21 protein-coding genes are annotated in these 23,824 nt (G+C 66.7%); 12 read left to right on the top strand and 9 right to left on the bottom strand.

Going from position 1 to position 23,824, the window contains the following annotated elements; translation table 11 throughout:
- Nucleotides 1-157 precede the first annotated feature (157 nt).
- The gene (locus ACZLIB_RS21600; protein ID WP_180854520.1) at nucleotides 158-1,582 is read left to right on the top strand and encodes a short-chain fatty acid transporter; all 1,425 of its coding nucleotides are present in this window, start codon (nucleotides 158-160) and stop codon (nucleotides 1,580-1,582) included.
- 272 nt (nucleotides 1,583-1,854) lie between these two features.
- Nucleotides 1,855-2,013: a hypothetical protein gene (locus ACZLIB_RS21595; protein WP_162838410.1), complete on the top strand. Its 159-nt coding sequence runs from the start codon at nucleotides 1,855-1,857 to the stop codon at nucleotides 2,011-2,013.
- 54 nt (nucleotides 2,014-2,067) lie between these two features.
- Here the strand turns inward: ACZLIB_RS21595 and ACZLIB_RS21590 are convergent, their stop codons facing one another.
- Nucleotides 2,068-2,694 (bottom strand): YiiX/YebB-like N1pC/P60 family cysteine hydrolase, encoded by a 627-nt coding sequence (locus tag ACZLIB_RS21590; protein WP_478468690.1) that lies wholly within the window; start codon nucleotides 2,692-2,694, stop codon nucleotides 2,068-2,070.
- Nucleotides 2,695-2,776: 82 nt separating this feature from the next.
- Between ACZLIB_RS21590 and ACZLIB_RS21585 the strand changes: the two genes are divergently transcribed.
- The 3 genes from ACZLIB_RS21585 (at nucleotide 2,777) to ACZLIB_RS21575 (ending at nucleotide 6,610) form a co-directional block, all read left to right on the top strand.
- Complete coding sequence (locus ACZLIB_RS21585; protein WP_478468688.1) at nucleotides 2,777-3,289, top strand: hypothetical protein; 513 nt, start codon at nucleotides 2,777-2,779, stop codon at nucleotides 3,287-3,289.
- Nucleotides 3,290-3,362: 73 nt separating this feature from the next.
- On the top strand, nucleotides 3,363-5,201 hold the full coding sequence (locus tag ACZLIB_RS21580; protein ID WP_478468687.1) for a M3 family metallopeptidase: 1,839 nt from the start codon (nucleotides 3,363-3,365) through the stop codon (nucleotides 5,199-5,201).
- Nucleotides 5,202-5,269: 68 nt separating this feature from the next.
- Nucleotides 5,270-6,610: a TPM domain-containing protein gene (locus tag ACZLIB_RS21575; protein ID WP_478469954.1), complete on the top strand. Its 1,341-nt coding sequence runs from the start codon at nucleotides 5,270-5,272 to the stop codon at nucleotides 6,608-6,610.
- A gap of 1 nt (nucleotide 6,611) precedes the next feature.
- Here the strand turns inward: ACZLIB_RS21575 and ACZLIB_RS21570 are convergent, their stop codons facing one another.
- A complete protein-coding gene (locus ACZLIB_RS21570) occupies nucleotides 6,612-7,283 on the bottom strand; it encodes a VOC family protein (RefSeq protein WP_478468686.1) in 672 nt (223 codons plus the stop codon).
- Between the two features lie 105 nt (nucleotides 7,284-7,388).
- Nucleotides 7,389-8,204 carry an AraC family transcriptional regulator gene (locus tag ACZLIB_RS21565; RefSeq protein WP_478468685.1) on the bottom strand — a complete coding sequence of 272 codons (816 nt, stop codon included), beginning with the start codon at nucleotides 8,202-8,204 and terminating at the stop codon, nucleotides 7,389-7,391.
- A gap of 201 nt (nucleotides 8,205-8,405) precedes the next feature.
- On the opposite strand from ACZLIB_RS21565, the gene ACZLIB_RS21560 reads away from it, so the two are divergent.
- Entirely contained in the window at nucleotides 8,406-10,808 is a 2,403-nt protein-coding gene (locus tag ACZLIB_RS21560; RefSeq protein WP_478468684.1) for a TonB-dependent receptor plug domain-containing protein, read from the top strand.
- Nucleotides 10,808-12,109 carry an aminotransferase class V-fold PLP-dependent enzyme gene (locus ACZLIB_RS21555; protein ID WP_478468683.1) on the top strand — a complete coding sequence of 434 codons (1,302 nt, stop codon included), beginning with the start codon at nucleotides 10,808-10,810 and terminating at the stop codon, nucleotides 12,107-12,109. Before ACZLIB_RS21560 ends, ACZLIB_RS21555 begins: the two co-directional genes overlap by 1 nt.
- Nucleotides 12,110-12,332: 223 nt before the next feature.
- On the opposite strand, the gene ACZLIB_RS21550 is transcribed toward ACZLIB_RS21555, so the two are convergent.
- The 4 genes from ACZLIB_RS21550 to ACZLIB_RS21535 are packed head-to-tail and all read right to left on the bottom strand — an operon-like array spanning nucleotide 12,333 to nucleotide 16,205.
- Complete coding sequence (locus tag ACZLIB_RS21550; protein WP_478468682.1) at nucleotides 12,333-13,847, bottom strand: aminotransferase-like domain-containing protein; 1,515 nt, start codon at nucleotides 13,845-13,847, stop codon at nucleotides 12,333-12,335.
- Nucleotides 13,848-13,856: 9 nt separating this feature from the next.
- The gene (locus ACZLIB_RS21545) at nucleotides 13,857-14,456 is read right to left on the bottom strand and encodes a DUF6436 domain-containing protein (RefSeq protein ID WP_478468680.1); all 600 of its coding nucleotides are present in this window, start codon (nucleotides 14,454-14,456) and stop codon (nucleotides 13,857-13,859) included.
- Nucleotides 14,456-14,734 carry a hypothetical protein gene (locus ACZLIB_RS21540; RefSeq protein WP_019336318.1) on the bottom strand — a complete coding sequence of 93 codons (279 nt, stop codon included), beginning with the start codon at nucleotides 14,732-14,734 and terminating at the stop codon, nucleotides 14,456-14,458. Before ACZLIB_RS21540 ends, ACZLIB_RS21545 begins: the two co-directional genes overlap by 1 nt.
- A gap of 55 nt (nucleotides 14,735-14,789) precedes the next feature.
- Complete coding sequence (locus tag ACZLIB_RS21535) at nucleotides 14,790-16,205, bottom strand: aminotransferase-like domain-containing protein (protein WP_478468679.1); 1,416 nt, start codon at nucleotides 16,203-16,205, stop codon at nucleotides 14,790-14,792.
- 183 nt (nucleotides 16,206-16,388) lie between these two features.
- On the opposite strand from ACZLIB_RS21535, the gene cyoA reads away from it, so the two are divergent.
- The 5 genes from cyoA (at nucleotide 16,389) to ACZLIB_RS21510 (ending at nucleotide 21,056) form a co-directional block, all read left to right on the top strand.
- Nucleotides 16,389-17,294, top strand: a complete 906-nt coding sequence (gene cyoA / locus ACZLIB_RS21530; RefSeq protein WP_134950806.1) for a ubiquinol oxidase subunit II — start codon at nucleotides 16,389-16,391, stop codon at nucleotides 17,292-17,294.
- A 5-nt stretch (nucleotides 17,295-17,299) separates the two neighbouring features.
- Nucleotides 17,300-19,276 (top strand): cytochrome o ubiquinol oxidase subunit I, encoded by a 1,977-nt coding sequence (gene cyoB / locus ACZLIB_RS21525; RefSeq protein WP_478468677.1) that lies wholly within the window; start codon nucleotides 17,300-17,302, stop codon nucleotides 19,274-19,276.
- Nucleotides 19,273-19,908, top strand: coding sequence for a cytochrome o ubiquinol oxidase subunit III (gene cyoC, locus ACZLIB_RS21520; RefSeq protein ID WP_080281857.1), 636 nt, complete (start codon nucleotides 19,273-19,275; stop codon nucleotides 19,906-19,908). Before cyoB ends, cyoC begins: the two co-directional genes overlap by 4 nt.
- Nucleotide 19,909: 1 nt before the next feature.
- Nucleotides 19,910-20,242: a cytochrome o ubiquinol oxidase subunit IV gene (gene cyoD, locus ACZLIB_RS21515; protein WP_006399830.1), complete on the top strand. Its 333-nt coding sequence runs from the start codon at nucleotides 19,910-19,912 to the stop codon at nucleotides 20,240-20,242.
- 142 nt (nucleotides 20,243-20,384) lie between these two features.
- On the top strand, nucleotides 20,385-21,056 hold the full coding sequence (locus ACZLIB_RS21510) for an SCO family protein (RefSeq protein WP_478469953.1): 672 nt from the start codon (nucleotides 20,385-20,387) through the stop codon (nucleotides 21,054-21,056).
- A 182-nt stretch (nucleotides 21,057-21,238) separates the two neighbouring features.
- Here the strand turns inward: ACZLIB_RS21510 and ACZLIB_RS21505 are convergent, their stop codons facing one another.
- Together ACZLIB_RS21505 and ACZLIB_RS21500 are read right to left on the bottom strand one after the other, a co-directional pair.
- Complete coding sequence (locus tag ACZLIB_RS21505; protein ID WP_006399785.1) at nucleotides 21,239-21,832, bottom strand: S8 family serine peptidase; 594 nt, start codon at nucleotides 21,830-21,832, stop codon at nucleotides 21,239-21,241.
- Complete coding sequence (locus ACZLIB_RS21500; protein ID WP_049400824.1) at nucleotides 21,832-23,598, bottom strand: S8 family serine peptidase; 1,767 nt, start codon at nucleotides 23,596-23,598, stop codon at nucleotides 21,832-21,834. The genes ACZLIB_RS21505 and ACZLIB_RS21500 overlap by 1 nt, the downstream gene beginning before the upstream one ends.
- Between the last annotated feature and the right edge of the window lie 226 nt (nucleotides 23,599-23,824).

Below are 23,824 nucleotides of genomic sequence, written 5' to 3'. Positions count from 1 at the left end.
CTGGTAGAGCCGGCCGCTGGCCGGCTGCACCCGTGCGCGATCCCGAGGTTGCCGGCCAGCGGCCGGCACTACCATCCCGCCACCTACGACCAATAGGTGGCAGACAGCCCGCACCCCACCGCCCAGAATCGGTCCATCGAACCTGGGAGGGTAGGCGATGGCCTCGACGGCAGCAGTACAGGATGGCTGGATGGCGCGCGCTGCGCTGCGCTCGGCCGCCTGGGCGGAAAAGTGGTTCCCCGATGCGTACGTGTTCGCGGTGCTGGGCGTGGTCATCGTCGCGCTGGCGGCGATGGGCTTCGGCTCGACCCCGCAGGCCACCGCCAGCGCCTTCGGTGACGGCTTCTGGAGCCTGATTCCCTTCACCATGCAGATGGCCTTCGTGGTCATCGGTGGCTACGCCGTGGCCACCGCGCCGGTGGTCGCACGTTTCATCGATTTCCTCGCCCGTGTACCGCGCACCGGCCGTGGCGCGGTGGTGTACGTGGGCCTGGTCAGTATGCTCGCCTCGCTGCTCAGCTGGGGCTTCTCGCTGGTGTTCGGCGGCCTGCTGGTGCGCGCGTTGGCGCGCCGTACCGAACTGCGCATGGACTACCGCGCGGCCGGTGCTTCGGCGTATCTCGGTCTGGGTGCGGTGTGGGCGATGGGGCTGAGTTCCTCGGCCGCGCAGCTGCAGGCCAATCCGGCCAGCATGCCGCCAGGGCTGGTCGAGATCACCGGCGTATTGCCGTTCACCGAAACCATCTTCCTGTGGCAGTCGATCGCGCTGACCTCGGTGCTGATCCTGGTCTCGCTGCTGATTGCCTGGTTGACCGCACCCGCCGCCGCCAGCGCCCGCACCGCCGAGGAGTTCCCCGGCGCTGCGCAGGCCGAGCCGGAGCCGCTGCAGCGACGCACGCGCCCGGGCGAATGGCTGGAGTACAGCCCGCTGCTGACCGTGCTGCTCTCGCTGCTGGCGTTCGGCTGGCTGTTCAACGAGTTCGCCAACAAGCCGGTGATCACCGCCATCGCCAACCTCAATACCTACAACTTCCTGTTCATTTCGCTGGGCCTGCTGTTGCACTGGCGGCCGCGCAGTTTCCTCAACGCGGTGGCCAAGGCGGTACCGAGCACCACCGGCGTACTGATCCAGTTCCCGCTGTACGGTGGCATCGCGATGATCCTCACCCACGCTGCCGGCGGCGATGGGCAGACGTTGGCGCACCGGTTGTCGAGCCTGTTCGTGCACGTGGCCAGCACCGATTCGTTTGCGCTGGTGATGGGCGTCTACTCGGCGGTGCTTGGCTTCTTCGTGCCGTCCGGTGGTGGCAAGTGGATCATCGAGGCGCCGTACGTGATGCAGGCCGCCAATGAACTGAAAGCGCACCTGGGCTGGGCGGTGCAGGTCTACAACGCGGCCGAAGCGCTGCCGAACCTGATCAACCCGTTCTGGATGCTGCCGTTGCTGGGCGTGCTGGGCCTGAAGGCACGCGACATCGTCGGCTTCACCTTCATCCAGTTGCTGGTGCACATTCCGCTGGTGCTGGGCCTGCTGTGGCTTCTGGGCATGACCCTGGCGTATGTGCCACCGGTGATGCCCTGAAAGCAGGGTTGGCCTCTCTGCGTGAGCCGGGAAGCCAGCCTCGTTCAGCGCGTGTTTCCGGCGGCGAACGCCATGAATGCGTGCAGGCTGACGAAGGCATGAGCACATGCCGAACCCGCATGAATCCTTCAGCCGCTTGTGCCACAAGGGCTTCTGCGCGTTCATTCACAGGCGTACACACAGATGTAGCCGCCCACCCACGCGTGATTAACCATTCGCTGCAGACGATGGCCACGTCCACCGCATTCCGCGAGTGGCTTTGGAGATCGGACATGGCACAGCAGAACCAGAACCCGAACCAGAAGCAACAGGGCCAGCAGAACCAGCAGGATCAGCAGCAGGGTCGTGGCCGTGACCAGCAGCAACAGCAGCAGGAACAGCAGAAGCGCAACCAGAACCAGCAGCAGGGCGGCCACGACGAAGAAGAATGACCGCGCCGCGCATGCGGAGTGACCGGTGAAGCCCCGCCTTGCGCGGGGCTTCGCTTATTCCAGCACCCCGATGCGCTGCAGCACCGGTGCCGCCGACATGTCGTTCGGATTGCTGCCGGGCTGATCCTGCGGCACCTCCATGCCCATGCCGCGGTACAGATCCACCCAGTGCTGGGCGATCTCCCCGGTCTGCGGGTTACGGAAATTCATCGGCTGCAATGCGAACACGTGGTGCGCACGAAACGCACGTTCGATGAAGTCGGAACAGTAGTAGCTGTCCTCGTTCAACACATACGACGTGTTGTACGGCTTGCCCAGCATCGTGCGCGCGGTGGCGACCGCATCCTTGATCGCTGCCTGCTGCGGCGCGCGCAGGCGATAGACCACGATCTGCCGCTGCTTGGCGCGCGCTTCCTGGCGGAATTCGACCAGCGATTGCCGGCGCGATCCTTTCTCGTCTGCATGCAATACCTCCCAGCCCTTCGGCGCGGAAGCGACCAGCGCGACGTGATCGAAGCTGGGCGCGCCCTGCTTGCCGGTGGCATCGTCGATGGCCGCACTGAGACCGCTGCGGCCGGCGGTGACGAACAGCAGGTCGCCTTCGTGGACATCGATGGCCCTCGCCACCGCCGGCCACAGGGCGGGCAGCAGCAGGCCGATCAGGAGCAGGAGGCGATGCATGAGCATTCTCGGACAAGCGGAATGCCTGAATTGTAGGGTGCGCGGTAGCATGGAGCGACCGGACCGGATTCAGGATGAGCCCATGTGTCGATACCGTTCTGCCGCAGTGCTGATGCTCGCCTGCGCCGTGGTGCTGGTTGCCTGCACGCCAGCGCCGCAGGCACCGCATACCGCGACCGAAGCCTCACCTGCCGCAGCGGCGCTGGCGACCACCCCCGCCGAGCCCACAGCTGTGGCTGCACGCGGTGACTGCCCCTACCCGGAATTCGATACGTTCCTGAAGCATTTCGGCAACGAGATCGCGCTGCAGGAAAAGGCCACTGCCGATCCGCTGCTGGACAGCTACATCGATGCCGAGGCCGAGCCGGAACCGCGCAAGGTGGAAAGCCGGCTGGCGCGGGCCGATGTCGAGTGGCCGGTGATGCCTGATCCCGCCGCACTGGCCGGGCAGGGCCGCGAAATGCAGGTCAGCCTCCTGGCCGATGGACAGCGGCAGGTGCAGATCCGTACGCCGGACAGCAGCGACCAGCAGACCTATACCTTTGCGCAGGCGCCTTGCTGGACGCTGGTCAAGCGTGAGGATGAGTCGATCTGATGGCTGATCCGGCACAGGCGCGGCGGGCCAGCGGCTGCTAGGCTCGATCCCTGGTCCAGGCAGGGAGACGCCGATGCAGGCTTTCAGGAAGCGCACCACCACCGCCGCCATTGCCGCCGTATTGGCGATAGCCCCCTTCAGCGGCGCGCAGGCACAGTCGGTGCATGCCGATGACCGCACCTACTTCGCCAGCGCCGCGTCCGAACAGACCGCGCGCGACGCGTTGGGCAAGCGCGTCGAGGCCCTGCAGCAGGCGTCCACCCTCGCACCGGCGGAACGCTTCCAGCAGGCCGAGGCACTGGAGGCGCAGTGCCTGCGGCATCTCGGCTACCTGCATCTGCAGTCCGCCCGCAACGCGCGCGATCTTCGCCCGGCACAGGCGATGGAGCAGGCAGCGGGGCTGTGCAGCCGCATCGCTCGCAGTGGTCGCGCCGCACTGCGCGAGGCGCCCGCAGATGCGGCGTGGGCAGCACCGTATGGCTTCCTGCGCACTCGGGCGCTGAAGGAGGCTGCCACCCCGGCCAACGCCGCGCTGGATGAGGCCGTGGAGGCACTGGCCGATCCGGCGCTGGACAGCTTCGCGCGCCTGCGCGGGCAGATCCTGCGCAGCGCCGAGTATCCGCAGATCGAGCACGGCGGTCGTCACTGGGACACCGGACGCGACAAGCAGCTGCTGGCCCAGCAGCCCGACCGCGCCCTGCGCGAGGCCGGCTGGAAGGGCTACTGGCAGGGGCTGCACTCGCGCCGTGAGCCGATGGCGTCGGTGCTGCTGGGGCTGGTGCAGGTGAATGACGCCGCCGCACGCCTGCAGGGTGACGGCTCGGCGCCGGCATATGGCTACCAGCGCATGGGCCTGGATACTGCCGCAGTGGATGCAACGCTGGTGGCGATCGAACGGCACGCTGGGGACCGCCGTGCCTACCAGGACATGCTGCTGCGCCACGCTGCGCGATCCGGCATCGACGCGCCGCAGATCTGGGATACCACCGTGCCCGATGCCGGCTATACGCCACCAGTGCTGACGTTGGCGCAGCTGCGTGACAACGCCGCCGATGCCATGCAGCACCTGGGGCCGGCGTACGTCGCCGAACTGCGCGCGCTGCTCGATCCGGCCAACCAGCGCATGGATCTGGCCACCGAACGTGGTGACCGCAGCCAGGACGCGTTCCCGGTGAGCGCTCCCGGTGTGCCGGCAATGCTGTTCGTTGGCCTGCGCCGTGGTGATCTGGAAAGCGACGTCGAGATCGCCCATGAAGCCGGTCATGCCGTGCACGGCGAGTGGATGCAGCGCGGTCATGCGTCGCCGCTGCAGCGCAATGGCAGCCAGTGGCTGACCGAGGCGTTCGCGATCTACAACGAGCTGCGCTTCCGCGACCAGCTGTACCAGCAGGCAGAGGATCCGCGCGCCAAAGCCTATTACCTGAAATCGCTGCTGGACGACATGGTGCTGCAGCTGTTCACCTCTTCCGAGGAAGCGCAGCTGGAGCAGTCGATCTATCGGGGCGTGGCCGCCGGCACGCTGGGCACCGCCGATGACCTGGACGCGCTGACCGGGCAGGTGCTGGCGCGCTTCGGCCAGCAACCGGAGCGCTACCCGCAGCTGCGCAACACCTGGATCGGCAAGCGCCTGATGTATGAAGACCCGAACTATCTGGTGAACTACCTGTATGCGGGGCTGCTGGCCGTGCAGTTGTATGTGCAGGACCAGCGCGACCCCGAAGGGTTCCGTGAGCGCTATCTTGCCGTGCTTGGCGAGGGCTTCGACCGCGCGCCGAACGAGCAGGTGGCGCAACTGCTGGGGCACGCGCCTGACTGGGCGGCCCTGGTGGATGCCGATCTGCAGGTGTTCAACCAGACGGCGGCGCAGCTGCAGGCGCTGCATGCGCAGATCGAGGCAGGGCAGGGTACGTGAACCCGGCGCGCCCCTTGCAGCAGGCGGCCGCCACCGTGTGGCTGCTGTTGCTGCTGTGCCTGCTGCCGATGGCAGCGCTGGCGGTCACCCCGATACCTGCGCTGGACGATCCGGTGGTGGATGCCGCCAACGCGTTGTCCGCCGACACCCGCGCCACGTTGCGCACGCAGGCGCTGCAGCTGCAGGCGCGGAAAGGTGCACAGCTGCAGGTGCTGGTGGTACCCAGCGTGGGCAGCGAAGGCATCGAGGCCTATGCACAGCGGGTGTTCGATCAGTGGCAGCTGGGTCGCGCCGGTGTCGACGATGGTGTGCTGCTGTTGGTGGCGGTGCAGGACCGCCGCGTGCGCATCCAGACCGGCTATGGCCTGGAAGGAGCGCTACCGGACGCGTACGCCGCTCGCATCATCGATAACGCGATCGTGCCGCGCTTCCGTGAGGGCGATGTCGACCAGGGCGTGCTCGATGGCACGACGATCATGGTGGCGCTGATCGATGGCGAGGACCTGCCGGCATGGGAAGAACCGTCGGCCAGCAATGTGCTGCCTGCGGACTGGCGACGCGCAGACTCGGTGGTGGCGTTGACCCTGCTGGCCGGTTTCCTGGCCGGGCTGTGGCGCTCGCCGCCGCCCCTCCCGCCGGCGAAGACCGAGGACGATTTCAGCGGCAGCCGTCGGGAGCGGCGGCGCAAGGCACTGGCCGCCAATGCATCGGCACCAAAACCAACCTGGCCGACCTTGCCGGCCTGGGGCCGCCCGATGCTGGTGACCGCTGTTGTGGGTGCGGGTGTGCTGTCCGTGGCGCTGCTGCTGCCACGCCATGTGCTGCCGGGCCTGTGCATCGTGCTGGCGCTGGGTGTGCCGGTGGCTGCCCTACTGGGCTGGTGCTGGCGCCGCAGCCGAGGTGTGCGCATCGTGCTGTGCGGGATGCTGATGCTCAGCGTGCTCTTCCTGGTGCAGGCGCTGCTGCGTGACCAGCTGCCACCGAGCCTGGCCCGGCACCTGCTGCTGCAGGTCGCTGCGGGCGTTGTCACCCTGATGGTGTTCCTGCTGGTGCAGGCCTGCCGCACACGCTGGAAGAAGAACCGCAGCAGCTTCATCGTGCGCATGACGGTGCTGGTGCTGTTGACCCTCGGCTATGCCGCGGGCGCGTTGCTGGCGGTCCATCGTGCCGAAGGTGACGATCCACGATTGCTGGCGATGATCGTGTCCGGGGTGTGTGGCGTACTGCTGTACTTCGTGTGGTTGTTCACCATGCTGCCGGGCGAGCGCGCACGCGGCCGGGCTTCATCATCCCGCGAACGCACGTCGTCCCGTTCGTCGTCCTCGTCGAGTTCGTCGTCGAGCAGTTCCAGCAGCTGGTCTGGAGGCGGCGGCCGCAGCGGCGGAGGCGGCGCGTCCGGCAGCTGGTAGTTCAGGTCGCCTGCACCCGCCAGCCGAGCGAGGCGTCCTCCACAACACCCGGGCCGGCCACGTCGCCGACCTGCAGCTGCAAGCCGCGCGCGTTCGGCAGGTCCTTCTGCTCGGGGAACCAGCGACGATCCGCCGCAACCACGATCAGCAGGCCCTCGTCGTCGCCCATCGGCGCGAACTGCGGCGACGGCGGGCTGATCGGTTGCAGGCCGAACCGCAGGCTGGACTGTTCGCGCACAGCGTCGACATCGTGGCTGGGCAGGCCGACTTCGCTCAGGCAGGTCAGTTCGCTGCCGTGGAACGCACCTTCGCGCGCGCTGGCCGGCAAACGGCGGCGGCCGATCAGTTCCAGGATCAGGCCGTCAGGGCCAGTGAAGTACACCGACTGCGACTGCCAGCTGCTCTCCAGCGCGAAGTAGTCCAGTCCCGCCGGATTGCGTTGCAGCGGTGTGCGCTCACGCAACCAGGTCATCGCCTCGCTGAAGCGGTTGTCCGGTACGTTGAAGGCCAGGTGCACGCCACCGACCGGATGATCACCCGCCGGCTGTAGTTCGATCGTGCTCCATCCGATGTGCACATGATTGCCGACCACGCGCTGCTGCAGCACGTCGTGGAAATATGCAGCGATGGTGGTGACGTCGGACACCGGGAGGGTGAGGTGAAGCAGGCGCATGATCGATCCTCCGTGGAGCGCATGCACCGAGTGTAGACCTGGCGGGATTGCGTGGGTGTCACCGCGGGCGCAACGATTCGTTACGGTGGGTGCCGCGCTCGAAGATCACTCCACTGGCAGCCAGATTTCCACGCCGCCGTTGCCGGTATGCTCATCGAAGCGGGAGTCGTAGCGTTCCAGGTCCGGTGCATCGGCAAGGCTGAGCCCGGAGCCGGGCAGGTAGTGATCCAGCAGCCAGAACCAGGTCGAGCGGATGGTCGAGATGTGCCCGCCGTGCCAGGCCACCAGGTAGCGGCGCGGCGGAATGTCCACGCGTTGCCAGTGCGCAGGTACGCTCGGCACCGCGCTGGCCGGCAGTGCGGCGATGTAGTCGAAGCCGCCATCGTCATCACTGTTGCAGCACACGCCGAAGCTGATCGGTGCCGGCGCCGGCCATTCCCGGTTGAGCTGCGCCCACTGTCCGGGTATCGCACCGCCGCTGTCGCGGGTATGCCGCATGCCGATACCCGCGACCTGGAAGGCAGGGGTATCGAGCAGGCGCGGCGCTTCACCGCAGGCAGTCGGCGCATCGTCCACGCGGATCGCCTGCACCAGCGCCAGCCCATCGGTGCCTTGTTCGCGTACCCGCTCCGGGGTCTGCCCGAACTGTTCGCTGAAGGCGCGGGTGAACGCGGCATGGGTGGTGTAGCCCGCGCCCAGTGCCACCTGCAGGATGTCGCCCGCCCCGTTGGCCAGCCGCTGCGCGGCAGCGGTCAGGCGCCGTCCCCGCAGATAACGCACCACCGAGGTGCCGGTGCGGGCCTGGAACAGGCGCGACAGATGGAACGGCGAAAGCCCCGCTGCGGCGGCAATATCGGCCAGTGCCAATGGCCGGTCCGCATGGGTTTCGATGTACCACAACGCCTTGCCTGCCGCGCTCATCCAGCCGTTCCCCGATTCCGATGCCGGGCACAGTAGCGGATCGGCAGGCAGCGCGTTTAGCAGTTCTTGCGCTCAAGCGGCATCAAGCTGTCGCACTGACGTCATGGCTCCTTCACAGATCGCGCCGAGACTGCGCGCCTTGTCCAGGCCTGCGATATCCCTGCAGGTGCTGGCCCAGTCGCGTCCTCCCGGAGCCCTGCCGTGCATCGTTCGAAGCTTTCGCGTTCCATCCTCCTCGCCCTTTCCATGGCCAGCGCAGGAGGCGCGATCGCAGCGGAGGCCGATGCGGTCGATGCCCCGGCGGGCAGTCGTGCGGCGCCCACCCAGCTCGATGCGATGCTGGTCACTGGCACCCGCGCCTCCAACCGCACCCAGTTCGAAACGTTGGCGCCGGTGGACGTGTTCACCAAGGAAGACATCAAGTCCGTTGAATCCACCGACCTGAAGGACGTGCTGGCGCAGCTGGTGCCGTCGTTCGTGGTGCAGCGCCTGCCGATGGCGGACGGTCAGGTGTTCGTGCGCCCGGCCACGCTGCGTGGCCTGTCGCCGGATCAGACGTTGGTGCTGGTCAACGGTCGTCGCTTCCACCGCAGCGCGCTGCTCGGCAACCGTGGCGCGCAGGCGGCCGATCTGGCACAGATTCCGACCAGTGCGATCAAGCGCATCGAAGTGCTGCGCGATGGTGCGTCGGCGCAGTACGGCTCGGACGCCATCGCCGGCGTCATCAACATCATTCTCGAGGATGGCCCCGGTACCGAGATCACCGCCGGCTACTCGCAGTACGCACAGGGCGATGGCGCCTCGCGCGATTTCAGCGCACGCACCGGCTGGTCCCTGGGTGACTATGGCAGCCTGGTGCTGTTCGCCGAATCGTCCAACTCCGACGCCACCTCGCGCACCCGCCAACGCCCCGATGCCATTGCCTTCCAGGCCGCGCATCCGGATCTGGACGTGCCCAACCCGGTACAGCGCTGGGGCCAGCCAGAACTGGAAAGCCGCCGTGTCGGCTTCAACGTGAAGGCCAATGTCAGCGACACGCTGGAGCTGTATGCGTTCGGCCTGTATAGCCACAGCGATGGCGTCAGCGATTTCAACTGGCGCAATCCGGACACCACCACCGGCGCGTATCGCACCACCGCCATCTTCCCGGGCTGGAACCTGCGTTCGTTGTACCCGGTGGGCTTCAGTCCGCAGTACGGCAACGTCCAGAACGACCTGCAGCTGGTCGGTGGCCTGCGCGGTGAGATCACCCCGAAGCTGCGCTGGGATGTCAGTGCCTCGTATGGTCGCAATGCCATCGACTACAGCCTGAAGAATTCGATCAACGCCTCGCTGGGTCCCGCCAGCCCGACCGCGTTCGATCTCGGCCGCCTGACCCAGACCGAGAAGAACGCCAACGCCGACTTCAACTACGAGTGGGACGTAGCCGCGCTGGCCAAGCCGATCAACGTCGCTTTCGGTGGCGAGTTCCGCCAGGAGACCTACCAGGTGCGTGCCGGTGATCCGGCTTCGTACGCAGTGGGCCCGGGCGCTGCGGCAGGGCTGGAAGCCAATTCCAACGGCGCGCCGGGCTTCTCGGCCAGCCAGGCCGGGCAGTGGAGCCAGCGCAGCAAGGCGGCCTACGTGGATATGGAAGTGCCGCTGGGCGAGCGCTGGAGCATCGGCGCGGCCAGCCGCTACGAGGATTTCTCCAGCTTCGGCAGCACGCTGGACGGCAAACTGTCGGCACGCTTCGCGATCACCCCGGACGTGGCCCTGCGCGGCACCGTGTCCACCGGCTTCCGCGCACCGACACCGGCGCAGCTCAATACCACCAGCACCACCCAGGGCCTGGACACGCGTACGCTGCAGATCTTCACCAGTGGCCGCCTGTCGCCGAACGATCCGCTGGCCCAGCTGCTCGGTGCCAAGCCGCTGAAGCCGGAGGAATCGCGTACCGCGTCGCTGGGCCTGACCTGGCGCACCGACCTGGGGCTGTCCGGCTCGGTGGACGTCTACCAGATCAAGCTCACCGACCGCTTCAGCCAGTCGGCCAGCTTCGCCATTCCGGCCGGCACGCCGAATCCGCTGGGCTATACCTCGGTGAACTACTTCACCAATGACTTCGATACCACCACCACCGGCGTGGACGTGGTCGGCAACTACCTGCGCGATCTCGGTGCCGGCCGCATGACGCTGACCCTGGCCTACAACTACAACCGTACGCGGGTGGACAACGGCAGCACCTCGGTGGCCACCAACGAGACCCAGCGCGTGCTGTTTGAAGACCGCCTGCCCGAGCACAAGGGCAGCCTGACCGGCAGCTGGGATGTCGGCGCCTGGTCGCTGATGGCGCGCATGCGCTACTACGGTGCCTGGACCGACGCCAGCGGCAATGCGGTGGGCGACATCTACCAGCGCTTCGGCGCGATGAGCTTCCTCGACCTCGCCGTGGGGTATCGCATCAACGAGCACCACAGCTTGCGCGTGGGTGCAGACAACGTGCTCGACCGCTATCCGGATGAGGCGGTGTTCCAGGCCAGCCGTGGCCTGGTCTACTCGCGCAACGCGCCGTACGACACCGATGGTGCCAACCTGTACGCGCAGTACCGGTTGAGCTTCTGATGGACCGCACGCGCCGCTCCCTGCTGCATGCCGGCACCCTGCTGCCGGCCGCAGCCGCACTGTCTTCACTGCCCGCCATGGCTGCCACGCGCTACGATGCGCCCATGCAGATTCCCGCAACGACCGTGGCGCCGGACGTGCTGGCCCGCGATGAAGGCTATTGGGCCGCCGTGGCCAGCCACTTCGACATCACCGACGAAGTGAACCACCTGGAGAACGGCTATTGGGGCGCGATGGGCCGCGAGACGCTGGCCAGCTACCAGCGCCATACCGCTGAAGTGAACCGTGGCAACGCCTGGTACGGCCGTCGTGAGTTCCCGGCGCAGTACCTGGCGGTGCAGCGGCAGGTAGCCGAGCTGTTGGGTGTGGGCGTTGATGAAATCGCACTGACCCGTGGTGCCACCGAGGCGATGCTGGCCCTGATTGGCGGCTACAACCGCCTGCAGCCCGGCGACCAGGTGCTGTACGCCGACATCGACTACGACAGCATGATCGGCGCGATGCGCTGGTTGCAGCAGCGTCGCGGCGTGCAGGTCGAGCGTATCGCGCTACCGGCCGTGCCCGACCACGCGCAGATCCTGCAGGCGTATGAGGCCGCATTCGCGCGGCTGCCACGTCTGAAGCTGGTGCTGCTGACCCAGGTCAGCCATCGCCATGGGCTGGTGCTGCCGGTGGCGGAGATCGCCGAACGCGCGCGAGCGCGCGGTATCGACGTGATCGTCGATGCGGCGCATGGGTTCGGCCAGATCGACTACGCAGTGCCGCAGCTCAAGGCTGATTTCGTCGGCATCAATCTGCACAAGTGGATCGGTGCGCCGGTCGGCGTCGGCGCGATGTACGTGCGCAAGGGCCGTGTGGCCGATCTTGACCCGTACATGGGGGAGACCGACGACGGCCGCGTGGGCAGCCGCGTGCATACCGGTACGGTCAACTTCGCCGCCTACCTGGCGCTGCCGGAAGCGATTTCCCTGCACCAGCGTATCGGCGTAGCCAACAAGCAGGCGCGCCTGCGTTACCTGCGCGAGCGCTGGACGGTACCGGCGCGGCAGATGGCACATATCGAAGTGCTGTCCTCACCGGATCCGGCGTTGGCGAGTGCATTGGCCAGCTTCCGCCTGCGCGGGCGTACCAGCGTGGCCGACAACATCGCGCTGCAGAAGCGCCTGCTGGATGAGCATCGCGTGTTCACCACCCATCGCGATGGTTTGGATTCCGGCGCGTGCGTGCGGGTGACGCCGTCGGTGTTCACCCGGCCGGAGCAGATGGACGCGATGGTGCAGGCGCTCTCCGCCCTGGCCTGACTCTGCTTTGGTGGGTGCCAACCTTGGTTGGCACATTCCGTCCGTGCCGGGGAATCTTCCGCCGGGCATGGCCCGGCGCTACCGATCCTCCCCCAGCCTGGTGGGTGCCGACCGTTGGTCGGCACATTCCATCCACGCATGGCGTGCACGGGCATTGCCAACCAAGGTTGGCATCTACCGAAGCGGGTCCCGTAGATCCACGCCATGCGTGGATGCTCTCCACCTACCGCTCGATCGCCGGCAACGCATCCGACAACAACAACCGATCAATCCGCCGCAGCGCACTTTCCAGCTGCCGGCGATCCGCCGCCAGCCCCAACGACAGCCGCACGCCGCTCTGGTGCGATACCCCCGGCAGGCAGAACGCCGATGACGGTGCGATCGCCAGCCCTTGCAGCTGTGCGGTGCGCACCAGGGTGGCATCGGTCCACGGTGCCGGTATCCGGCACCAGGCATGCAGGCCTTCAGCCCGCTGCAGCAGCGATGGCGCCAGCAGGTAGCGGGCCATGCGCATGCGCTCGCGCGCCTCGGTGCGCACCTGCGTCAGCAGTGACTGCGCCGAACCATCCAGCAGCAGCTGGCTGGCCAGCGCCGAGACCAGCGGATGGCCCATCAACCGCGTTGCCCGCAGTGCAGCCGTCATCGCCTCGGCATGCGCCGCGCTCGGACAACGCACGAAGGCGGTGCGCAGGCCGGGGCTGATCACCTTCGACAGCGTCGCCACGTAGAACACATGACGCGGTGCCAGTGTTGCCAACGGTAGCGGCGGATCTTCGGCCAGATGCCAGTACGGATCGTCTTCGATCGCCAGCAGGCCTTCGCTTTCCAGCACGCGCGCCAACGCTTCGCGCCGATGCAGCGGCAGGGTCAGTGCGGTCGGGTTCTGGCAGGTGGGATTGAGATAGACCAGCCGCGCACCGCTTTCGCGTGCCAACCGCGCCAGCGCCTCGGGGCACATGCCGTGTTCGTCGCTGTCCACCGGCAGCAGGCGCCGGCCCAGTGCGGCGGCCGCCTGCAGCAGGCCCGGATAGACCAGCGCATCGCACAGGATCGCGTCGTCGTCGCGTCCCTGGCTGACCAGGATCGCCGCCAGCGCCACCTGTGCGCCCTCGGTCAGCAACAGGCAGGCATCGTCCACCTTTCCCAGCATCGGTTGCAGCCAGCGCGCCGCTGCGTGGCGGTCGGTCGGATTGCCGCCGCCCAGGTGATAGGTCATCAGGTTCGGCGCGTTGCTGCGCGCAAGCACGGCGGCGGCACCGCGGCGCAGCGTCTCGGCCAGCGCGTCGGCATCGGGCACCGGCGGCACGTTCATGCTCAGGTCTACCACCTGGTCGAAGCCGGCCTTGGGCGGTGCGATGAAACTGCCCTGTGGTCCACGCGCTTCGATCAGGCCACGCTTGCGTGCTTCATCGAAGGCGCGGGTGACCGTGGTCAGGTCGATACCGAGCTGCTGTGCCAACGCGCGCTGCGAAGGCAGGCGCTGTCCCGGTGCGAGACCACCGCGGCGCACCGTGCGTTCCAGCGAGTTGACGATGCGCAGGTAGATCGGCCCGCTGTGCGCGAGTACGTCCTGCACCCATTCGCGGGCTGCGACATCCGGTCGCGGCATGTACGGAGCATGTCGGGGCGTATCGTTGCTTCCAACGGCGGGAGCCTGTCCATAACCATCGGTCGGTTCGGACAGGTGACCGCCGTTGTTGTTTGCGGCGGCCACGCCGGCCAGCGTCAGTGATGTCATTGCGCGTCCTCAGCGCTTGGCCTGCCACGGGCAGTAGCAGCCCACGGCAAGCAGTCCTTTCGGGCGCACGGTCTCGCCGCGCACCAGTCTTTCCAGCAGCGGTTCGACGAAGCTGTTGGCCGAGTTGCAGACCATGCCGATGCTGTACGGGCCGGCGTACGCCAGGTGGCCGTGCCGGTCCCAGATGGCCACGGCGGGGCTGGCCGGGATGTGTTCGATGCCATCAATGGTCGGCAGGTTGATCACCTTGTTGCGCAGCGGCTCGGGCAGCTCGCCCTGCGTACCCGGGCGGCGGATCGCATAGAAGTCGATGCCGGCGCGGCGGTACATGCTGATCAGGTAGCTCAGGTGCGCACCGGTCTCGCGATTGCACACGCCGCAGGCCGGGTCCCAGAAATGCACCACGCGGATGCGGCCGGTATCACCGGCCAGATCGGCCGGCAGGCGCAGCTGCGAATCGTCGAAGACGATGGCCTGTTCGGTGAAGGTGGACTGCGCGCTGTAGCCGAAGTACTGCCACAACGCAGCTGCCACGCCGGCCATGAACAGGCAGGCGAGGGCGATCATCGTCGGCAGCAGCCAGCGGCGACGAGGCGCGGCTGCGCCCATCAGGAATCTTCCCGGCCGAACTTGTGCACGTACTGCTTGCGCATCTCGCGGCAGGAATCGGCCTGCGCGCGGCGCTGGATCTCGCTACGCGACGGATCCTCGCTGCGCTGCAAGCACTGCTCGATGGCGTGGCGTTCGGCGGCCTGCACATCCACGGTCTGCGGCTGCAGGCAGACCCAGGCCAGCGCGGCCAGCATCAACACCACAAAGCCACCGCACCCGGCCATCACCAGGTGGAATTTCAGTTTCTCGGCGCGCATCGATGCACGTCCCTTCATCCATACATTGCATACAAAATATCATCTTGTATGGATAAAGCGCCATGCGCCCCGTTCAGACGATGGCGTTGTGGCGTGCCTCGGGGGCCTCGGACAGGATCTCGTTCAGCTTGGCCAGCGCCCCGGCCAGCGCGCCCTGGTCGACTGCGCCGCCCAACGACAGGCGGATCGCATTGCCCGGTGGCGGTTCTTCCACGCTGAAGGCATCGGAGCTGGCAATGCCCAGCCCCTGCTCCTGTGCGGCCTGGATCAACCGGTACTGGTCGAGCCGCGGCGGCAGCGGCAGCCACACATGCAGGCCGGCCGGATGCGCCTGGGCACGGGCCGGCAGGTAACGGGCGGCAATGGCCTGGCGCTCGCGCAGTTCCTGCTGGAAGCGCTGCACCATGTCCTGGGCCTGGCCGCTGCGGATCCACTGCGAGGCCACCGCTACCATCGACTGGGTCGGCATCAGTGCGATCGCGCGCAGCGCATCCAGCACCGGTTCCATCGGCTCGCCGGCCGGCACCACCAGGTAGGCGGTGCGCAGGCCCGGGGCCAGGCACTTGGACAGGGTGGAGATGTAATAGACCGGGCAGCCGGCATCGCGGTGCGCGGCCAGCGGCGGCGCGGCGTCTCCGGCCAGCAACCAGTAGGGATCGTCTTCGATCACGGTCAGATCGTGGCGCTTCGCGACCGCCAGCAGGGCCTGCCTGCGTTGTGCCGACATCGTTGCCGTGGTCGGGTTCTGGATGGTCGGCACCAGGTACAGCAGACGCGGGCGACGCAGCTGGCAGGCCTCCTCCAGCGCCTCCGGCAGCATGCCCTCGGCGTCCATCGCCACCGGCACCACGCCCCGCTGCAGCACGCGCGCGGCAGCCAGCAGGCCCGGATAGGTCAGCTGCTCGGCGGCAATCAGCTCGCCCGGCTGGGTGCGGGCCAGGATCAGCGCGCACAGCGCGGTCTGCGCGCCGGGGCAGATCACCACCTGGTCGGCACCGACCGTCCCCAGCATCGGTGACAGCCACTGCACAGCGGCGGCGCGGTCCTCGCGGGTGCCGGCGCCGACGTGGTAGCTCATCAGTTCGCCCTGGCCCAGCTGCTGGCCCACGTGCTGGAAACCGGCCTCCATGCCCTGTGCGAACGGCGCGCTGCCCAGCAGCGGCGGGATGTTCATGCTCAGGTCCACCGAGGTGCTGCGGTTGCCGGCCGACAGCGCGATGAAGGTACCGCCAGCGCCTTGGGCGTCGAGCAGGCCGGCCTGGCGCAGCTCGGCGAAGGCACGGGTGACCGTGGTCAGGTCCACGCCCACCTGCTGGGCCAGGTCGCGCTGCGGCGGCAGGCGGTCGCCCGGGCGCAGCACGCCGTCATCCACCGCCTCGCGCACCTGCTGGGCAATCTGCAGGTACAGCGGGCCGGCGCCCTCGCGGAAGGGGCGAACCCAGGTGCGATTGGGGTGTTTCAGGCGGCGGCCGGCGGCAGGTGGCGTCATCGGTCAGTTTTTTCCATACGTACAGATGCACAAGTCCATACAATGATGTATCTTGTATGGGCTTGATTGGAGTGGTTCGCCTGCTTGTAGGCGACCTCGTACCCACAGTGTAGCCGCTCCACGCCCGGGCGCTGCGCGCAGGCGAGCCGGTCAAGCGCGCTTCTTCAACAGGGTTGACCTCCAATGAATATCTGCTGGAACCGCATCCGCCTGGCGCTGGTCGCCCTGGCTTGCATCGCCCTGACGGGCTGCGACTGGGTGCTGCTGGATTCGAAGGGCATGGTCGGGCTCGCCCAGCGCGACCTGATCCTGATCTGCATCGGCCTGATGCTGATCGTGGTGATACCGGCCATCGTGCTGACCTTCGTGTTCGCCTGGCGCTACCGCGCCGGCAATACCAAAGCCAAATACATGCCTGACTGGTCGCACTCCACCAAGGTGGAGATCGTGGTCTGGGGCGTGCCGCTGATCATCATCGCGGTGCTGGCGGTGATCGTGTGGAAGTCCACCCACGAGCTGGACCCCTACAAGCCGCTGGACGTGGCCGGTGAGCCGCTGCACGTGGACGTGATCGCCACCGACTGGAAGTGGGTGTTCGTGTATCCGGACCTGGGCATCGCCACGGTCAACCAGCTCAACTTCCCGGTCGACCGCCCGCTGGCGTTCAACATCACCTCCAACTCGACGATGAACACCTTCTTCATCCCGCAGCTGGGTGGGCAGATCTACGCGATGGCCGGCATGCGCACGCAGCTGCACCTGATCGCCAACGAGCCCGGCCAGTTCCGCGGCATGTCCGGCAACTACAGCGGGCATGGCTTCTCGAACATGAAGTTCATCGCCACCGCCAGCAGCAACGAAGAGTTCGAGCGCTGGGTGACCGAGGTGCGCAGCGCGCCGGACGCGCTCAGCTTCACGCAGTTCAAGGCGCTGGCCGCACCGTCGAAGAACGCACCGGTGCAGCACTTCTCCAGTGTTGAACCACTGCTGTTCAAGAAGGTCATCGACCAGTTCATCGGCGTTGGTGAGAACACCGCTGCTGCGACCCCGGCGGGCGCTGCCGGCGGTGCCCAGGTTTCCCAGGAGTAACGAACATGTTGGGTAAATTGACGTGGGAGGCCGTGCCGCTGCACGAGCCGATCGTCGTGGTCACATTGGCGGCCATGGTGCTGGGTGGCCTCGCGCTGCTCGGCGCGGTGACGTACTTCAAGCTGTGGGGCCCGCTGTGGCGTGACTGGTTCACCACCGTGGACCACAAGAAGATCGGCATCATGTACGTGGTGGTAGCGCTGGTCATGCTGGTGCGTGGCTTTGCCGATGCGCTGATGATGCGCGCGCAGCTGGCGGCGGCTGGCCCGGGCAGTGACGGCTTCCTGCCACCGGAGCACTACGACCAGATCTTCACCGCGCACGGCGTGATCATGATCTTCTTCGTGGCCACCCCGTTCGTGGTCGGCCTGATGAACATCATCGTGCCGCTGCAGATCGGCGCGCGCGACATGGCGTTCCCGTTCCTCAACGCCTTCAGCTTCTGGATCTTCGTGGTCGGCGCAGCGCTGATGATGATCTCGCTGGGTGTCGGCGAATTCGCCATGACCGGCTGGGTGGCCTATCCGCCGCTGTCGGGCATCGAGTTCAGTCCAGGGGTCGGTGTCGATTACTACATCTGGGCGTTGCAGGCGTCGGGCATCGGCACATTGCTGACCGGCGTCAACCTGTTCATCACCATCCTGCGCATGCGTGCGCCGGGCATGACCCTGATGAAGATGCCGGTGTTCACCTGGACCGTGCTGGTCACCAGCGTGATCATCATCGCCGCCTTCCCGATCCTGACCGTGGCGCTGGGTGCGCTCACCCTGGACCGCTACCTGGACTTCAACTTCTACACGAACACGTTGGGTGGCAACCCGATGATGTACGTGAACCTGGTGTGGGCCTGGGGCCACCCGGAGGTGTACATCCTGGTGCTGCCGGCGTTCGGCATCTTCTCTGAAGTGACCGCCACGTTCGCGCGCAAGAAGCTGTTCGGCTACAAGTCGATGGTGGGCGCCACGCTGGCGATCGGCATCCTGTCGTTCATCGTCTGGCTGCACCACTTCTTCACCATGGGCTCCGGTGCCAGCGTCAATGCCTTCTTCGGCATCATGACGATGATCATCGCCATTCCCACCGGCGTGAAGATCTTCACCTGGCTGTTCACCATGTACGGCGGTCGCGTTGAGTTCAGTGTGCCGATGCTGTGGACCATCGCCTTCCTGGTCACCTTCACCATCGGTGGCATGACCGGCGTGCTGCTGGCCATTCCGGGCGCGGACTTCCTGCTGCACAACAGCCTGTTCCTGGTCGCGCACTTCCACAACACCATCATCGGCGCCGCGCTGTTCGGCTATCTGGCCGGCTTCGCCTACTGGTTCCCGAAGGTGTTCGGCTTCACCCTCAACGAGCGCCTGGGCAAGTGGTCGTTCGCCTGCTGGGTGATCGGTTTCTACCTGGCCTTCATGCCGCTGTACATGCTCGGCTTCATGGGCATGACCCGCCGCATGAACCAGTACGACAACCCGGCGTGGACGCCGTACCTGATCGCCGCCTTCATCGGTGCACTGTTCGTGTTCGCGGGCATCATCCTGATGCTGGTACAGATCTACGTGAGCGTGCGCGACCGCAAGCGCAACCTGGACCTGACCGGCGACCCGTGGAACGCACGCACGCTGGAATGGGCCACGCCGTCGCCGCCGCCGTTCTACAACTTCGCCGTGGTGCCCAAGGCCGATGAGCTGGATGCCTTCCACGAAGCGAAGAAGCGCGGCCTGCCGCCGCCGCCGAAGAAGTACGCACCGATCCACATGCCGAAGAACACCGGCGTGCCGCTGATCCTCAACATCTGGATCCTGGTGTTGTGCTTCGCCCTGGTCTGGCACATCTGGTGGATGGCCGCGGCCAGCTTCATCGCGATGATCGTGACCCTGATCGTGCGGTCCTATGACGAGGACGTGGACTACTACGTCAGTTCCGAAGAGGTGGCGCGCACCGAAGCGGCCAACCTTGCCAAGCTGAAGGAGGTACGCGCATGAACCTGTTGACCCGCCCCGAGCTGGCCAGCGACACGCAGGCGCACGAGGACCACCACGAGCACGACCATGGCCACGAGCAGGGCGGCATGAAGGTGTTCGGCATGTGGGTCTACCTCATGTCCGACCTGGTGCTGTTCGGTTCGTTGTTCGCCTCGTACGCGGTGCTCAGCACCGCCTACGCCGGCGGCCCCACCGGCAAGGACCTGTTCTCGCTGCCGTTCGTGATGGCCGAGACCTTCCTGCTGCTGGTTTCCAGCATCACCTACGGCCAGGCCGTGCTGGCGATGCATCGTCACGACACCTCGGCAGTGCTGCGCTGGCTGGGCGTGACCTTCGTGCTCGGTGCCTCGTTCATCGGCATGGAGATCTACGAGTTCTCGCACCTGATCCACGAAGGCGCGGGCCCCAGCACCAGTGCCTACCTGTCGGCGTTCTTCGCGCTGGTCGCCACCCACGGCCTGCACGTGGCCAGCGGCCTGATCTGGATGGCGGTGGTCATGCACCAGGTCTACCGCCGCGGCCTGACCCCGACCAACATCACCCGCGTGTCGTGCCTGAGCCTGTTCTGGCACTTCCTGGACCTGGTGTGGATCTGCGTCTTCACCTTCGTCTACCTGATCGGAGCCTTCTGACATGGCCCACGTCGAAACCTCGCGCGCCGGCAATGCGCACGGCTCCACCAAGTCCTACCTGATCGGCTTCGTGCTGTGCGCGCTGCTGACCGTGGTGCCGTTCGCGCTGGTGATGAACCCGGTGCTGTCGCGGCCGCTCACGCTGTTCCTGCTGGTCGGCTTCGCGGTGGCGCAGATCCTGGTGCAGCTGGTCTATTTCCTGCACATGGACCGCAAGTCCGAAGGTGGCTGGAACCTGGCCAGCTTCGTGTTCACCCTGGTGATCCTGTTCATCGTCGTCGCACTGTCGGTCTGGATCATCTGGAGCATGCACTACCACATGATGATCAACTGACCGTGGCCGGGGTGATCGGCATGGACCGCGCGATCACCCCGGCACCTCCGTCCTCTTTCCCCCAAGGGCAGGCCTGACCGAGACCCCGCCCGCGTCTGCGTTGGTGGTACCCGTGAAGCGTCCTGCTGCTGTTGCCCGTTCGTTGTTCTCTCCCCGTTTCCGCCTGCCGCTGCTGGCAGGCCTGGCCATCGGCCTGCTGGCCGGCTGCAGTGCGCAGTCGCGCATGGACTTCTATTCCAAGGACATCGCCTGCGAAGAGCTCGGCCAGCAGTGGTCGATGCCCGACAGCCACGGCACCGTGCGTGGGCCGAAGGACCTGCAGGGGCAGGTGACCTACCTGTTCTTTGGCTTCACCAGCTGCCCGGACGTGTGCCCGACCACCATGGTCGAGCTCAGCCAGGTCAAGCACCTGATGGGCAAGGATGCCGACCAGCTGCAGGTAGTGTTCGTCAGTGTCGATCCCGCACGCGACACGCCCGAAGTCGCCCGCACCTATGTGGAAGCGTTCGACCCCAAGGCGGTCGCATTGGTCGGCAACGAAGCGCAACTGGCCGCGATGGCCAGCGACTTCAAGGCGTTCTACGAAAAGGAACCCGGCCCGGTGCCGGAGACCTACACCATGAGCCACATCGCCGGCGGCTACGTGTTTGATCGCCAAGGCCGCCTGCGCCTGTTCGCGCCCTATGGCATGCCGGTGGACAAGCTGTTCTCGGACGTGCAGCGCCTGCTGCTCGAGCCTGGCCATCCGGCCGCCGGCAACGGCCCGCTGGCCAGCTGCCACCTCAAGCAAAGCGACACGCTCGCCGCCCGGTAATCCTGGGCCATGCCCGGCTGATGCCGCCTGTTCGTCGCGCCCGCTGCCCCGGTAGGTGTCGACCTTGGTCGACACGCGGTGAATGAATCTGGTGGGTGCCGACCGTTGGTCGGCACACCCCCCACACACCAATCCCCCGGCCGGCCAGGAGAGCCAACCGGCCGGGGGCACCACTCAACGCCTTACTTGGTTTCTTCCCACTGCACCACGTCCGGCTCGGCCGCCTTGATGCCGGCGGTCGACAGCAGCTTGGTGGTCGCATCCAGTGCCGCGTTCACCGACGGATACTCCACAATCGCGCGGCCCGAGGCCTTGGATACCTTCACCACGGTGCCGCCGGTGGCGGTGGCCGCACGCTGCGCCGAAGCCGCATCGGTGAAGAACACCTTGACCCGCGAGGTCGCCACGACCGGTGCGCCATCGTTGGAGACAGCGGCCGCAAACTTGCTGGCACCGGCATCCGCACGTGCGGCCACACCGGTAGACGCATCCGTGGACCGCTTGCTGCGGGTGCCGACGGCCGCCGCGCTGGCATCAGCCCCGGTGGTGATCCGGAACTGGCCGCCGCTGGCCTGCTGCACGGTTGCCGACGGCGCCAGCTGGAAGCGCGAGCCGCCCACATTGAACGAACGGCCGGTGGCCTCTGCCTTCAACTGCTGCGTGTCTACGGTCGACAAGGTCTTCGCCGGAGGTGTCTGGCCCGAACTCTGTGCCCAGGCGGTGGTGGTCATCGCCGCAAGGGCGAGGGTGCTCAACAGAATGGTCGTCTTCATCATCAGTGCCCCAGAACGCGGATCTTGAAGAATTCGAGGTTGCCACGCGATGCTGCGTTCGCGGCCTGCCCCAGGTCGGTGACTTCCAGTGTCCAGGTGCCCGTGGCGTTCTCATCCAGGAAGGCATTGCTGGACAGCAGGTCCCAGTTGGTGAAGTTGCGCTGGACGCCATTGAGGCCAGAGCCGATCGCGGTGAATGCCGGTTGCACCACGCTGCGGGTGCCACTGGGCGAGATCAGCACGAACTGCAGCTGGCGGGTGTTGCTGTGGTTGACGCGGAAGCCGAGCTGCACGCTCTCGATGTTGCGCGCACCGTTGGCCAGCTGGAAGGTCAGGCGCGCCGCGGCCGCCGAGGTATTGCCGATGGCCACGGTACGCGTCGTGTTGCGCCAGCCACTATCCACCAGTGCACCCAGCGGCTGGAAGTCCTCTGCGACCTGTACCGCGCGTGCTGCATTGACCACACCGAAACCGTACCAGTTGCTGTAGGCACGGCCGGCGGCATTCACCGTCCAGCCCGGCACCAGCACGCGGCCGTCGGAGTGGGTCACCGCTGCCCGGTTCGGATCGGTGCGGGTGGCGGTGGTGGCCAGGATGTACTTCACATCGCGGTAGGACAGGTTCGGGTTGGTCTCCAGCAGCAGCGCCGCCACGCCCGACACCATCGGCGTGGCCGCCGAAGTGCCGTTCATCTTGCCTGTGTAGTTGCAGGTGCTGTCGATGGCAGACTGGTCGCCGTCCAAAGTGTTGCGCAGGCTCGTGTTCTTGTTGCTGCCCTGCGCGCAGCCGGTGACATCGGTGGTGAGGATGGCCGGATCGTAGCGGATCGCCAGCTGCCCCGGCACGACCTGCCGCTGCCAACCATTCTCACCGCCGAAGCCGGACACCCACAGCGCCGAGCCGGTGGACGAGTAGGACGAGCGCACGCCATCGGCGCGCACGGCGGCAACGGTGATCACGTTGAACAGGTTGTTACGCGGGTCGCGACCGGCCGGAATGCAACCCGTGTTGCGGTTCTTGGTGTCTGCCGAGCAGATGTCGGTGCCATCCGAGCGTGCGCCGTTGTTGTGGTTGTTGCCTGCGGCCTTCACGTAGATGCCACCGCGGCCGCCACGGGTGCCGGACATGGCCTGCTCATAGGCGGCGATGTCGTTCTGGCTGTAGGCCAGCGGCAGGTTGGGGTTGCCCGGGCTGGAGCCCCAGCTGTTGTTGAAGACCCCCACGTCGGCCACTTCGGCGCCGTCCCACCACGAGTACTCGATGTTGGAATTCGAATTGCCCTGGGCATTGGACGCCAGGAAATTGAAGCCCTTCAGGGTGGCCGCCGAGGCCACGCCGCGCACGCCCAGATTGTTGGCACCTACTGCACCGGCGATGCCGCCGACCATGGTGCCGTGATTGTCGCGGTCGGGATTGGACGGTGAGGGGTTGTTGCTCTGGTTGGCGAAGTTCTTGCCCGCGACCGCCGCGACGTTGGCGGCCAGGTCCGGGTGTGCGATCTGCAGGCCGTCATCGACGATGGCGATGGTGACGCCCTGGCCACGGATGCCATTGCGGAACAGGCCATCCACGTTCAGATCGTTGCCAGCCACCGGCAGGGTATCGCCCAGTACGGCCTGTCCGGTGTTGAGCAGATGCCACTGACGCCCGGCCAGCGGATCGGCCTGCTGGGCCTGGGCGGTGACGGCCAGGCTGCCCAGCACCAGGGCAGTGGCAAGGGCCAGGCGCGCGGAGCGCGGTGGCGCGGAGCGTTGCGTGTGTCGCTTCATACACGAATCCTTCTGTTGTGAATCGGCATGGCAGGACGGCGGGGCGGAACTGCCCCATCGCAACGAGCCAAACGCGACACAACGAACAACCCCCTACCTCTTCACACTCCCAATCTGCAGATGTGCCGATTGCGTCACAAACGCTTATGCCGTGGGGTAATGACGACTGCAGCGGCCCGCATCTGGTAGGTGCCCACCTTGGTTGGCACGCGTATCGACGCATGGC

The sequence above is a fragment of the Stenotrophomonas sp. 220_Sma genome (assembly GCF_056487375.1).
The sequence above is the reverse complement of the archived record's forward strand: the minus strand, read 5'-3'. Positions and strand labels throughout refer to the sequence as shown.